Annotated in this window: 12 protein-coding genes, 1 tRNA gene and 1 riboswitch; all 13 genes read right to left on the bottom strand. The window is 63.8% G+C overall.

Annotated features, from left to right (window positions below; all coding sequences use genetic code 11):
- A partial coding sequence (locus tag KNN17_RS15535) for a DUF3417 domain-containing protein (protein ID WP_241709879.1) occupies nucleotides 1–225 on the bottom strand: 225 nt, incomplete at its 3' end.
- A gap of 622 nt (nucleotides 226–847) precedes the next feature.
- Nucleotides 848–1,864 carry a LacI family DNA-binding transcriptional regulator gene (locus tag KNN17_RS15530; RefSeq protein WP_241709887.1) on the bottom strand — a complete coding sequence of 339 codons (1,017 nt, stop codon included), beginning with the start codon at nucleotides 1,862–1,864 and terminating at the stop codon, nucleotides 848–850.
- Nucleotides 1,865–2,596: 732 nt separating this feature from the next.
- Nucleotides 2,597–2,672: transfer RNA gene (locus KNN17_RS15525), tRNA-Ala, on the bottom strand.
- Between the two features lie 143 nt (nucleotides 2,673–2,815).
- Nucleotides 2,816–3,214, bottom strand: a complete 399-nt coding sequence (gene rsfS / locus KNN17_RS15520; protein WP_059389355.1) for a ribosome silencing factor — start codon at nucleotides 3,212–3,214, stop codon at nucleotides 2,816–2,818.
- A 63-nt stretch (nucleotides 3,215–3,277) separates the two neighbouring features.
- Complete coding sequence (locus KNN17_RS15515) at nucleotides 3,278–4,516, bottom strand: hypothetical protein (RefSeq protein WP_078108689.1); 1,239 nt, start codon at nucleotides 4,514–4,516, stop codon at nucleotides 3,278–3,280.
- Between the two features lie 7 nt (nucleotides 4,517–4,523).
- Nucleotides 4,524–5,153, bottom strand: a complete 630-nt coding sequence (gene nadD, locus KNN17_RS15510) for a nicotinate-nucleotide adenylyltransferase (RefSeq protein ID WP_274619733.1) — start codon at nucleotides 5,151–5,153, stop codon at nucleotides 4,524–4,526.
- Nucleotides 5,154–5,199: 46 nt separating this feature from the next.
- The gene (locus KNN17_RS15505; RefSeq protein WP_078108687.1) at nucleotides 5,200–5,433 is read right to left on the bottom strand and encodes a hypothetical protein; all 234 of its coding nucleotides are present in this window, start codon (nucleotides 5,431–5,433) and stop codon (nucleotides 5,200–5,202) included.
- A gap of 79 nt (nucleotides 5,434–5,512) precedes the next feature.
- Complete coding sequence (locus KNN17_RS15500; protein WP_241709877.1) at nucleotides 5,513–6,883, bottom strand: glutamate-5-semialdehyde dehydrogenase; 1,371 nt, start codon at nucleotides 6,881–6,883, stop codon at nucleotides 5,513–5,515.
- Complete coding sequence (proB, locus tag KNN17_RS15495) at nucleotides 6,880–8,070, bottom strand: glutamate 5-kinase (RefSeq protein WP_241709876.1); 1,191 nt, start codon at nucleotides 8,068–8,070, stop codon at nucleotides 6,880–6,882. The genes KNN17_RS15500 and proB overlap by 4 nt, the downstream gene beginning before the upstream one ends.
- The gene (obgE, locus tag KNN17_RS15490; RefSeq protein ID WP_241709875.1) at nucleotides 8,060–9,649 is read right to left on the bottom strand and encodes a GTPase ObgE; all 1,590 of its coding nucleotides are present in this window, start codon (nucleotides 9,647–9,649) and stop codon (nucleotides 8,060–8,062) included. The genes proB and obgE overlap by 11 nt, the downstream gene beginning before the upstream one ends.
- Nucleotides 9,650–9,792: 143 nt before the next feature.
- On the bottom strand, nucleotides 9,793–10,056 hold the full coding sequence (rpmA, locus tag KNN17_RS15485; protein WP_003803426.1) for a 50S ribosomal protein L27: 264 nt from the start codon (nucleotides 10,054–10,056) through the stop codon (nucleotides 9,793–9,795).
- A 60-nt stretch (nucleotides 10,057–10,116) separates the two neighbouring features.
- Nucleotides 10,117–10,425: a 50S ribosomal protein L21 gene (rplU, locus tag KNN17_RS15480; RefSeq protein WP_028267456.1), complete on the bottom strand. Its 309-nt coding sequence runs from the start codon at nucleotides 10,423–10,425 to the stop codon at nucleotides 10,117–10,119.
- A gap of 421 nt (nucleotides 10,426–10,846) precedes the next feature.
- A complete protein-coding gene (gene thiD, locus KNN17_RS15475) occupies nucleotides 10,847–12,367 on the bottom strand; it encodes a bifunctional hydroxymethylpyrimidine kinase/phosphomethylpyrimidine kinase (RefSeq protein ID WP_241709874.1) in 1,521 nt (506 codons plus the stop codon).
- Nucleotides 12,359–12,455: riboswitch (TPP riboswitch) on the bottom strand. It overlaps the preceding gene by 9 nt.
- Between the last annotated feature and the right edge of the window lie 76 nt (nucleotides 12,456–12,531).

Below are 12,531 nucleotides of genomic sequence, written 5' to 3'. Positions count from 1 at the left end.
GACGGCGCCGTCCGCTGCGAGCTCCTGCAATTCCTCGCGGCTGACAAGGCCCAGGAAGGTCATGGGGTCGTGCTCGCTTCGTTCCCAGGCCTCGGCGTTCAGTGCGGAGAAAAGTTCACGCGTCGGCAAATGCCAGGACCAACGCAGGTTTTTCGCTAACCGCGCCAAGGGGGCGATTGCGTCCGGCAGAACCGTTCGGACTGTGAACCGTCGGATCGCTTTCACTTCCGGCCACCTTCGAACGCGGACAGGGCCGGTATGGTCAACGTTTCCATGGGGTGTACCTCCAAGAGGTTGTTGTGATGATGGGGGATGGTGGCTTGGGGATGGGACCACTGGGGCGCGCGGCGAGGAGGCTTCCGGGAAGCCAACGGGGAAGGGCAAGCGCTTACATGCTTTGCGCGGGCACCATTGGCCTCGCAGGCGCACGGGTCCTGGAGCTCAGAAGCGGGTGGCAGTCTCCAAGTTCCGTCCACGCACTATTCCGGGGCCTTCGCCGTCGGGGAATAAGGGGACGCGGTTGCTTGTGGACCCGCGGCGAAAGCCGGGGATTTCCCGTTCCGTTTTGCGTGACGTCGACCGCATCGTCAACTCCGGGCGTCGGCACCGAATGATTCCAAGCACGACTTACTTCCTTAGTCTTCCGGGAACGCTGATCGGTGACCATCCGCCTTGTTTGTATCAGGAGGAATCTCATCGCCGTTCGTCGACGCGCCTTGTCGACGCGGGTCGATGGCTCGACAGTAGTTGGCAGCGCAATGGTGTGTCAAATGTCACAATCACGTGTGTTGGAACCGCGTCATGAAGGCCGGGAATTGGCGGATTGCACCCGAACCGCGAGGCTGTTCTACGGCTGTCTGGCGCGTACCACGGCGGTGCTTCCGCGCAACGTCAGCAACGGTTCAGCGAGCCACTGCAAGGCGTCCGCGTCGTCGCTCCGGAGGCGCCGGGTAAGGAATTGTGCCGCCTCACGCCCCATGACGCCGGGTTCGGCGGACGCCGTCGTGAGTGCGGGCATGAAGCGCTCGGCGGAGCCGGCACTGGTGTTGATCGCGACAACGGAGAGGGACTCGGGGACTCGCCAACCGTGGGCCGCAGCGGCACCCAGAAGGCCTGCGGTGGCCGCTTCGTTGATCATCACGAGTCCGGTTGTCTCCGGAGATTCTTCCAGGATCTGCGCGAACACCTCGCGACCGCCGGCAAGCGAACTCGTGGTTGGGAACAGCCGGGCAGTGATCCCGTGCCTCGACGCGGAAGCTGCCACGGCGTCCCAGGACCGGACCATCGGGCCATATCCGGTGTCCAGGGATTCACGCGAATGCGTCACAAGGCCGATTTCCGTGTGCCCCAGGCTGACGAGGTGCGACACTGCCAACTCACCCATGGCTTCAAAATCCGCGTCAACGAAGGTCAGGCCAGCGGCGTCCGCCGGCCGTCCGATCGTGACGAATGGAACCCCGGTTTCCAGGAGTAGTGGAATCCGTTCGTCGAATGACCTGACTTCCATCAGGAGGATTCCATCGACCAGCCCTTGGGCCACGATCCGTTGCATTTCGACGAGGTCGTCGGGATCCATCGGCCACAGAAGAAGATGGTATCCATCAGCCCGCGCTTGCTCGGCAGCACCTTGGACGTACTCGAACTCCGTGGTGTTCATGCCCTGCTCCCCGACCGGGAAAATCAAGGAGACGATGCCGGTCCGCTTGCCGGCCAAACCCTGGGCGAGCAGGTTCGGTGTGTAGCCAAGCTCGGACATGGCTTGCAGGATGCGCTCCCGCGTTTCGGGCGCAATCGGCCTGACACCGCTGAGCGCATAGGACACAGTGCTCCTGGAAACGCCGGCTACCCGCGCAACATCGGCCATGGTTACCAAGGAGTATCCCCCTGCATTGTCGGTGACTTGTCGGCGGTGGGCTCGCGATTGACCGCAATCCGCCGGACGGTAATGCCCCATAGTAAACCGTAATCGGTTGGCAAAGTGGTGGAGGCATGCCCGGAAAATGTACCTACGTTCCAGGCGGGGCCTCAAGAGCGGGCGTCCTATGAGCCTAATCGAAACAAAATGGCGAACACGAGCAGGCGCTCCCCCGCCGCTTTCCCCAACTCGAGGCTGTACGCGCGCGGGCCATGGCGGAGGACTACAAGGTGCTTTTGTCGTCAAGGAATTCGTTGAACATGGTCGCACTGAGCCAAGGGCTGGTATCACGAACGACCGTCAATCTGGAAAAGGGAACCCGCCATCTCGAAACCTATCTGGACCTACTGGCGGACCCGGAAGCCCTCTACCGGGCCGCCAGCGACCAGGAGCGCCGCCAGCTCAACCAAGCAGTCTTCGTCAAAGTCCTCGTTGAAGACGAAGAAATAACAGGGACGCTACTGGCCGAACCCGTTGCGACGCTGGCTGCCGCTCACGCAGGCCACCAGTCGCTCATCGCCGGGGCTAGCCGGCCCGAGGCCCTCGAACGCGCGCAAGCGCACCACGCGGCCCACAGTGACACACAAAAGGGAACCACCAGATCTGGTGGTTCCCTTTTGGTAACCGTCGAGCACTTACTCGACGGCATCCACGATGTCGATGGTTCGAATAAGGTCAATATGGTGGAGCTGAGGGGACTCGAACCCCTGACCCCCTGCATGCCATGCAGGTGCGCTACCAGCTGCGCCACAGCCCCATATTTTCGCTGCTTCACTATCCGAGAACTGGCCGGAAAACCCCGTCCAGTTTTCGGATTCCTCCGAAGCAACTCAAATATCTTAGAACAGCATTTCCGAAAATTCCAAATCGGGCATATTCAGTTGGTTTGCGTCTAAAAGCCTAGGATTCCTCGACGGCGGGAGCCTTCGCGGAGGCATCGTCGCCGAGCTCCAGGTCCACTACAGGGCAGTCTTTCCACAGGCGTTCCAGGGCGTAGAAGACCCTGTCTTCGGAGTGCTGGACGTGCACCACGATGTCGGCGTAATCCAACAGGACCCAGCGGCCCTCGGAACGACCTTCGCGGCGCACCGGGCGGAGATCCTGCTTGAGCAGCTCTTCCTCGATGCCGTCGACGATGGCGTTGACCTGTCGTTCGGTCGGAGCCGATGCGATCAGGAAGACGTCAGTGAGGGCCAGACGTTCGCTGACATCCAGGGCGATGATGTCCTCGGCCAGCTTGTCCGCTGCCGCGCGGGCGGCGTGGCGGGCCAAGAGGACGGATTGTTCATGTGCAGTCACGGGACTCCTTGTATGCGGCTTCGAGAATGAACGAAACCTGTTTGGTGGCAAAAGCCGTTGTGGTCAGCGGGAAAGTCCGCTGGTGATCATGATGATGCCCGCAATCAGGGCGATGGCTCCGATGCCAACGAGTCCCAGGACCAGAAGCCGGGTACGCTGGGCGCGCCCAAGTCCCGCCGTCGCGGCGTCGAGCGGTTCAAGTCCGTAAGCCGAACTTGCCGAAACGGGCGGATGTTCGGCCGCTTCCGCGAATGCCTGGCCGTCCGATCCGGAGTCCGACGCCGGGCGTCGGCCTGCCGCTTTCGCGGCGGCCTCGGCGCGCGCCAAGACTCCTGCCCGGCCGCGCAGGCTGCGGGGCTTGCCCGACGCCGACTGCCCGGGCTTCAGTTTCGGCGCAGGCGAGGTCACCAGGGGAACAAAGGTGGTGCCGGGAGGCTTCATGACGGGACGATCGAGTCCCGGAACCTTCACGAACTCAAGGGGCGTCACCATGGCCAGGTTGCTCGCCGCGGAAGGTTCAGCACGGGCCTGGGCAGGACGGCTGTTCTGCTCGGCAAGCTTCTGCTTGGCGATTGCCCTCTTGTTGAGGATCGCCTCGCGTTCGGCCTGGGCGATCTGCTCAGCCAAAACAACCGGATCCGCCGGCTCAGCGTCGGTTCCGGATGCCTCGGATTCAGCGGCCGGGACCCTCTGCACTGCGGATTCCATTGCCGCGATCTGCTCGAGCTTGTTGGTCTGATTGTTCGCTTGGGCGGCGAGGAGCTCACGGGCCATCAAGGCCTGCTCCACGGTCATTTCCGGGGCGCCGGGAGGCGGGCCTGCCGTGACGCGGACACCGCCGCCAGGCGATGCGCCTTTGCGATCCGGTCCGGGCTGCTGTTTGCCTGGAGCCTGGGCCGGGATGCTGGATGTCCTCGGCCCGGACCCTGGTGCCGGTACAACGGGGATCGCTGAGGTTCCCGGGGCAACTTCTTCCTGCAGCTGCTGCAAGCGCAACTGACGGCGCGTGGGCGGACCGCCGCGGGAAAGCTGCTGTTCCTTATCCGCGAGTTCCTTGATGGCACGGAGGGCTGCGCGGTCGCGTGCGCGCGCCTGGGAAGAACGTTCCGAAGCGGGTTTGGCGTCGAGCGGAGCATCGGCCACCCGGCGCACCCGATTGACCGAAGCGCCACCGGACGCATGGTTGGCGTCGTCGGTGGTGCCGGCTTCGGCTACCGCGGGACGTGCGCCGGTTTCCACGCGTGCGTCCCGGGCTCGCCGAAGCTCGCGCCGGCTAGGGATGGGGGGTTGTTCCTGGCTCATTCAAAACTCACTCGGTACGGGCTTGGTGTTCTGGTCCGGTCATAGCATGCAGGGGCTCCCCCATGCCGGGTGCGCCCGAGTACAGCTTGTATTTGGCGATGTACTGCACTACGCCGTCAGGTACGAGGTACCACACCGGGTTGCCTGCGCCCACGCGGGCGCGGCAATCCGTCGAGGAAATCGCCATGGCGGGTACTTCCAAGAGACTGACGTCCTCCCTGCCCATGCCATCAAGAACATGGCCCGGCCTGGTGACGCCGACAAAATGCGCCAATGACCACAGCTCGTCGACGTCTTTCCAGGACAGGATCTGCGCCAGGGCATCCGCGCCAGTAATGAAGAACAGGTCTGCGTCCGGCCGCTGCTTCCGGAGATCACGCAGGGTGTCGATGGTGAACGTGGGACCGGGTCGGTCCACATCCACCCGGCTCACCGTGAAATTGGGGTTTGAGGCCGTGGCAATGACCGTCATCAAGTACCGGTGCTCGGCCTCGCTGACCTGCTTGTGCGATTTCTGCCAGGGCTCTCCGGTGGGCACGAAGACCACCTCGTCCAAGCGGAACTTGGAAGCAACCTCACTGGCAGCAACCAAGTGGCCGTGGTGGATGGGATCGAAGGTCCCACCCATCACGCCCAAGCGATGCCGGCGCCCCGTTTCCTCGAAGGGTTTTGCGGCGGAAATGTTAGTGACCCAGCCCTGGGTGCTTGGCCGGGTGCTGGCGGTGCGGATCCGAGTGCTCGTCGACGGCGTCGTGACGGTTGCCGAGGTTCGTGTAGGAGACCGCCACGAACATCAGGATCAGGAGGATGGAGAAAATGGTGATGCCGAAGACGAAAGGAGGAGCCCACAACGGCGCCGGGGCCTCACTCTCGCCCCCTTGAGCGAGAATGGAAATGGCGATCTGCTGAAACTGCATTTTCTCCCCTAGCGGTTCAAAGGATTTCGACGGCGGATCCTCCCACCGTCCAGGACTTCTGTTCTATGTTACAGCGTCGCTAGCCCCGGACCTGGCCTTCACCCTGCACGATCCACTTCGTGGTGGTCAACTCCGTGAGGCCCATGGGACCGCGGGCGTGCAGCTTCTGGGTGGAGATTCCCACCTCGGCACCCAGGCCAAGCTCGCCTCCATCGGTGAAACGCGTGGAAGCGTTCACGATGACCGCCGCAGAGTCGATGTCCGCAATGAACTTTTCGGCGTTCGCCAGGTTGTTCGTCAGGATGGCTTCCGTGTGGCCCGTGGACCATTTGCGGATGTGCGCGACTGCCTCATCCAGGTTGTCCACCATGGCGACGGCGAGGTCAAGGTCCATGTATTCCGTGGCCCAATCGACGTCGTCTGCGGGGACTGTTTCCACCGAACCGGACAGCGCCGCTTGAATCCGGGGGTCGGCATGAAGGGTGACTCCAGCAGACCGCAAGGCCGCAGCGACGGCGGGCAGCACCGTGGATTTCGAGTGCACCAGGAGAGTCTCCACGGTATTGCACACGCTGGGGCGCTGGGTCTTGGCGTTGAGCAGGATATCGACGGCCATCTCTTCGCTGGCGGATTCGTCGATGAAGATGTGCACATTGCCTTCGCCGGTCTCAATGACAGGCACGGAAGAGTTGTTCACCACGGTCTGAATCAGGTCCCGCCCACCTCGGGGAATCAGCACGTCCACCCGGCCACGGGCACGCATCAGGACATTGGCGCCCTCGCGGCCGAATTCGTCCACGCTCTGGACGGCGTCGGCCGGCAAGCCCACGGATTCCAGCGCGTCACGGAGGATGGTCACAAGGGCCGCGTTGGTGTGGGCGGCAGCCGATCCACCGCGCAGGATCACGGCATTGCCGCTCTTCAGGGCAAGTCCGGCGATGTCGACAGTGACATTGGGGCGGGCCTCGTAGATCGCTGCGACCACGCCCATCGGCACGTTGACCTGGCGCAAGCGCAGTCCGTTGGGGAGGGTCTGGCCCCGGACGACGTTGCCCACGGGATCCGGCAGGCCGGCCAGGTTCTCAAGCGCCGCCACAAGTCCGTCGATGCGCGCAGGAGTCAGCGTCAAACGGTCCAGCATGGCAGCGGAGGTTCCGTTGTTGCGGCCGGACTCGACATCCTTGGCGTTGGCGGCGACGATTGACGCTTGCTGTTCCCGGAGGGCTGCGCCGATGGCGTGCAACGCGCGGTCCTTCCAGGCACGGTTCGCCTGGGCCATGCGCCGCGCGGCCTGACGCGAACGGTCCGCAATGGAATGCACGGCCGCTTCCACCTGCTCGGGCGTGAGCGGCGCGGTTCCCAGCTCCGGGGTTTCCGGCACCTGGCCGGCATTGCCGGAAGCCAGGGTGTCAGTCATCACAGGAGAATCAGGGGTAAGGGCCTCAGTCATTCTCCAAGTTTAGTGGAGCGGGGCTGCTGAACCAGTACGAGGTCGTCAACATGAACAACTACGCGGTCATATCCGCGGCCAAGGTCCTTGGCGAGCTCCTTGGTCGAGCGGCCAAGCATGCGGGGAAGCTCTTCAGCGGAATAGTTCACCAGGCCCCGGGCAATCACGGCGCCTTCGGCGGAAACCATCTCCACGGGATCGCCGGGCTCGAAGTCTCCCTGCACCGACGATATTCCGGCGGGCAGCAACGAGGTGTGACGATCGCGGACGGCCCGGACGGCGCCGTCGTCGAGCACCAAACGGCCGCGGACCGAAGCGAGGTGGGCCAGCCACAGCAGGCGCACCGGCTTGCGGTTTCCGTTGATGGCGAACCACGTGCCCACGTCCGCGCCGGCCAGTGCCGCTGCGGCATTGGCCGTGGACGTGACGAGGGCGTGGATGCCGGAGCCTGCGGCGATCGACGCAGCCTCCACCTTGGTGGTCATGCCGCCGGTTCCGACGCCGGCTTGGCCGGCCTTGCCGATGGTCACGCCGTCGAGGTCGGCGGGACCGGTGACGAGTGGAATCCGCTTGGCGCCCAACGACGGCGGACCGTCATACAAGGCGTCGACGTCGGAAAGCAGGACCAGCGCGTCAGCCCGCACAAGGTGCGCCACCAAAGCGGCCAGGCGATCGTTGTCACCGAAGCGGATTTCGTGCGTAGCCACGGTGTCGTTTTCGTTCACGACGGGCACGACGCCGAGGTTCAGCAAGCGGTCCAGCGCCCGGTAGGCGTTGCTGTGCTGCGTGCGGCGCATCAAGTCATCCGCCGTCAACAGGACCTGGCTTACCGTGACCCCGTGTGCCGCAAACGCCTGCGAATAGCGCGCCATCAAAAGCCCTTGGCCCACACTGGCCGCAGCCTGCTGCGTGGCGAGGTCCTTGGGACGCTTGGCGAGGCCGAGCGGCGCGAGGCCCGCCGCGATGGCACCGGAAGAGACCAGGATGATCTCCGTCCCGGAATTGCGCTTCTCAGCGAGGGCGTGGACGAGGGCCGTCAGCGCTTTCTCCGAGATGCCGCCCTTGATGCTGGTCAGCGAGGACGAACCCACTTTGACGACGATCCGCTTGGCGCCGGCCAGGGCCTGGCGTTCTGCGGTGTCGTCGCCCGTAGCGGCTTCAACGATGCGGGCCGTGCTAGTCGTCATTTTCGGCTTCCAGGCCGCTTTCCTTCAGGGGCTTGGGCAGACGACGTCCGCTGACGGACTCGGTCCAGATGCCCGCCTTCCGCTCGGCTTCGAGCTCGGCCCGTGCGGCAGCCTTGGCCTCGCGGCGTTCGATCTGCTCGTCCCGCTTCTGCGAACGGGTGGGACGATCGCCGATGTCGGCAACACGGATGTCGGTGCCTCGAGGCGTCGCCAAGAGTTCGGCACCTGCCATCATGGTGGGCTCCCAGTCGAAGACGACGCCGTCCTCTTCGCCGATCACCACGGTGTCGCCCGGGACGGCACCCATCTTGAACAACTCGTTTTCGATGCCGAGCTTGGCCAGGCGATCGGCCAGGTAGCCGATGGCTTCCTCGTTGGTGAAGTCAGTCTGCTTGACCCAGCGGACCGGCTTCTCCCCCAATACCCGGAAGAGCGGCTCGAGGTTCTTTTCCTCGCGGCGGATCGTGAAGCCGGACTCGTTGACAGCACGGGGGCGGAGAACGGGCGCTGCGACCTTGGGAGGCGCAATGGCAACGGCCTTGCGGGCGGCCATGACGATCTCACCCATGGCGAAGCTCAATTGGCGCAAGCCTTCATGGCTCGTAGCGGAGACTTCGAAGACGCGGTAGCCCCGCTGTTCCAGTTCGGGACGGACGAACTCGGCCATGTCCCGACCGTCAGGCAGGTCCACTTTGTTGAGGACCACAAGCTTGGGGCGCTCGTTCAAAGGGACAACTTCGCCGTCAACGCCGGCGTAGCTCATGTCCACGGCGTACTTGTCCAGCTCTTGCTCGATGATCGCGAGATCGGAGAGCGGGTCCCTGTCCGCTTCCAAAGTTCCGCAGTCCAGCACGTGTACCAACGCCGCGCAACGCTCCACGTGGCGCAGGAAGTTGTGGCCGAGGCCCTTGCCCTCGCTCGCGCCTTCGATCAGCCCGGGAACGTCGGCGATGGTGAACCGGACGTCACCGGCCTGGACCACGCCAAGGTTGGGGATCAGGGTCGTGAACGGATAGTCGGCGATCTTGGGCCGAGCCGCCGACATCGCCGCGACGAGGCTCGACTTGCCTGCGGAGGGGAAGCCAACCAGTGCGATGTCCGCAATGGACTTCAGTTCCAGGACGATGTCGCTGGACTCGCCTTCGATACCGAGGAGGGCGAAACCGGGTGCCCTGCGCTTCTGGGAAGACAACGACGAGTTACCGAGGCCGCCCATGCCGCCTGCGGCGGCGACGAACTCGGTGCCTTCACCGACGAGGTCGGCGAGGACGACGCCGTCCTTGGTCTTGACCACAGTGCCGTCCGGGACCGGAAGCACAAGGGTTTCACCGTTCTTGCCACCGCGCCAGTCGCCCATGCCGGGACCGCCGTTGGTCGCGTGGCGGTGCGGAGCGTGGTGGTAATCAAGCAAAGTGGTGGTCTGGGCATCGACGCGCAGGATGACGTCGCCGCCATTGCCGCCGTTGCCGCCGTCGGGTCCGCCGAGCGGCTTGAACTTCTCGCGCTTAACAGAGACACAGCCGTGGCCGCCTGTTCCGCCGGATACGTGAAGTACTACCCGGTCTACGAAGGTCGCCACGTGTTTCTCCTCTTTGTGGAAATTACTGCTTGAATGCGCGTTGCGGGCTCATGCGCCGCCGCCCGCCCTAGTAAATTCTAGTGCGGTTAAAAAGACAGGTGGAGCGGGCCATACGGCCCGCTCCACCCGTTCAGAACGTGTTATTACTCTGCAGCTGCAGCAGCAACGATGTTCACTACGCGACGGCCGCGGCGAGTACCGAACTCAACCGCACCTGCCTGCAGGGCGAACAGGGTGTCGTCGCCACCGCGGCCGACACCGGCGCCCGGGTGGAAGTGGGTGCCGCGCTGGCGGACGATGATCTCGCCTGCGGAAACGACCTGGCCACCGAAGCGCTTCACGCCGAGGTACTGGGCGTTGGAGTCACGACCGTTGCGAGTGGAGCTCGCGCCTTTTTTATGTGCCATTTGAAATGCCTGCCTTTAAATTCTGGGGAATCTGTTGAAAACCTGAACAGCAACCAGTGGTTACTTGATACCGGTGATCTTGATCTTGGTCAGTTCTTGACGGTGACCCTGGCGCTTCTTGTAGCCGGTCTTGTTCTTGAACTTCTGGATGACGATCTTCGGACCACGGAGGTCTTCGAGGATCTCAGCCGTAACCTTGACCTTGGCCAGATCCGCAGCAGCGGAGGTGACCTTGTCACCGTCCACCAGGAGCAGTGCGGGCAGCTCAAGGGTGCTGCCGGCTCCACCGGGGACGCGGTTCAGGGTTACGTAGTCTCCAACGGAAACCTTTTCTTGGCGGCCGCCTGCGCGGACAATCGCGTACACCACTTGGGCACTCACTTCTCTCGACGTTTATTACTAAATTTGCGTGCGGAACCCCGATCCGAAAACGGGCCTGGTTCACGCTGTGCCTCAACGCCGTGGACTCCGTTACGGAATCCATGAGTCATCCCTCGAACAAATCCACGTGAAATGTCAATTCCACATGAAAGGTCTCTAGGGGCATAACCCAAGTGTTGGCGTAAGCACCGAAGATCTAGATTACGCTAGTTTCGCCTTCGGCTGCAAATGAGGCCAGGTCCGGAGGCCGCCACGTGATGGCTGCCACAGACTGGCTATGCCGCCATCCGGTACCGTGCCCGTCCACCTTACCCTGCCGACCGGGAAAATCCCGGATCCTCACGCCGACACGCTGCGGCGTCCGACGGAATGGCCCCGCCATCCCGTCCTTCCACACCAGGAAACGGGTTCAGCCATGCAGCCTTGGGGCATCAAAGAACGCAGTTTCATAGCGGCAGGATTCGGAGAACGCCTCCATCATGGCCGTGCGCTCGGCAGGAGAAGCGGCCCGTGCGGCGGCATCCGTGATGTCGATCGCCTTGCGGGTGGCCTCGGCGAACGCCTCGTCCGCGTAAGTACGCAGCCAGTCCGCATATGGGTGCTCGTCCGACGCTCCGGCCTGAAGGTAGCCATGGTGGAGCTGCTGTCCCACCTCGGCGTACAACCAGTAGCAGGGCAGCACGGCAGCCAACAGCACGGCATAGCTGCCCGACGCCGACGCCGCGAGCAAGTGGTCCACGTAGGCCTTGGTGACGGGGCCCTGCTTTCCGCTTACCTGCCGTCCGCTGAGCCACTTCCGATGGAGCTCGGACTCGACTTCAAGGCACATCTGCGAGCCGCGGGCCCAGAACAGCTGTTCGTTTTCGCTGGGGGCAAGGGCGCTTGCCCTGGCCAGGACCCTCGAATAGCCGTTGAGATAGATGGCATCCTGGGACAGGTAGTAGCTGAACTGCGCTTCGCCGAGGCCACCGGTTTGCAAGTGCTGGATGAAGTCCAGGCCATAAATGGCCGCAAGTTCCGTTTGGGCGGCGTCCCACATCCGGACGGCGAAATCCCCTGGCTGCAGCTCTTGCTGGAGCACGTGGAAATGATGGATCGGCCCGTTGCCCTTCCCCACTTCCAGCACCTCGGACTGGGTCAGGGCCTCCTGTAGCCAAGGTTTGACCACGCGCAGGGCAGATTCCCAATCGCCGAGCCGCGCCTTGGCCGTCGCCATCGCCGACGACAGGGAACATCCCGTGCCGTGGCTGTTGCGGGTCTCCACACGTTGGCCGGCGAATTCCACCACGTCCTGGCTCAGGACTCCCCCGGTGTTGACCAGGGCATCGGGGCAGCCCGCTCCCTGCAGGTGTCCGCCCTTCACCAGGACGGTGTTTCCGCAGGCAGCTGCCAGTCGCTTGCCCTGCTCCAGCGCCGATGCCCAGTCAGTCGCCTCAGCTTCGCCAAGCAGCATGGCCAATTCGGGAAGGTTGGGGGTCACCAAGTCGGCGAGGGGCAGCAGCTCCCGCAGTGCGGTTTCAGCGGATTCCGCGAGGAGCCGGTCTCCACTGGTGGCGATCATCACCGGATCCAGCACGACGACGGCGGGACGCGCCCCGCCGAGCCAGCGGCGGACTTCGTGGATGACCGCCGCGTCCCCGAGCATGCCGATTTTGACGGCATCGACCGTGATGTCGTCGCTGATGGCATCCAATTGCTGGCGCAGGAACTCCACGGGAGGCACATGGACGGCAGTGACTCCTTGCGTGTTTTGTACGGTGAGCGCCGTGATGACCGCCATGCCGTAGCCGCCGTTGGCCGCAATGCTCTTCAGGTCGGCTTGGATCCCGGCACCACCCGAGGGATCCGAGCCGGCGATGCTGAGGACCCTGGGGATATGGTTCTGGACAGCCTTGAGCGGGTAGACGGCCGATTGCGCCGAAACAGTCATGCGAGACATCCCTTCGCCGGTGCTAACCGGACAGGTTCAACGGGTTTGGTCTCAGCCGGCTTGGTGCGCGGCACCCCGTGTCAGTCCCCTAGCTTAACCCGGATCACACCCCGCCCGCTGAAATCGGCCAATGCAACCGGGGCGTGCGGGGGCCAGCTGAAACA

This window comes from Arthrobacter bambusae (genome assembly GCF_022606295.1).
Lineage (GTDB): Bacteria > Actinomycetota > Actinomycetes > Actinomycetales > Micrococcaceae > Arthrobacter > Arthrobacter bambusae_A.
Note: the sequence above shows the minus strand (reverse complement) of the source record. Positions and strands in the feature narration are given on the sequence as shown.

Coding starts and splice junctions, on each gene's coding strand:
- rpmA (WP_003803426.1), bottom strand. CDS start 10,056: ATGGCACATAAAAAAGGCGCGAGCTCCACTCGCAACGGTCGTGACTCC.
- KNN17_RS15530 (WP_241709887.1), bottom strand. CDS start 1,864: ATGGCCGATGTTGCGCGGGTAGCCGGCGTTTCCAGGAGCACTGTGTCC.
- KNN17_RS15515 (WP_078108689.1), bottom strand. CDS start 4,516: ATGAGCCAGGAACAACCCCCCATCCCTAGCCGGCGCGAGCTTCGGCGA.
- thiD (WP_241709874.1), bottom strand. CDS start 12,367: ATGACTGTTTCGGCGCAATCGGCCGTCTACCCGCTCAAGGCTGTCCAG.
- proB (WP_241709876.1), bottom strand. CDS start 8,070: ATGACGACTAGCACGGCCCGCATCGTTGAAGCCGCTACGGGCGACGAC.
- KNN17_RS15505 (WP_078108687.1), bottom strand. CDS start 5,433: ATGCAGTTTCAGCAGATCGCCATTTCCATTCTCGCTCAAGGGGGCGAG.
- KNN17_RS15500 (WP_241709877.1), bottom strand. CDS start 6,883: ATGACTGAGGCCCTTACCCCTGATTCTCCTGTGATGACTGACACCCTG.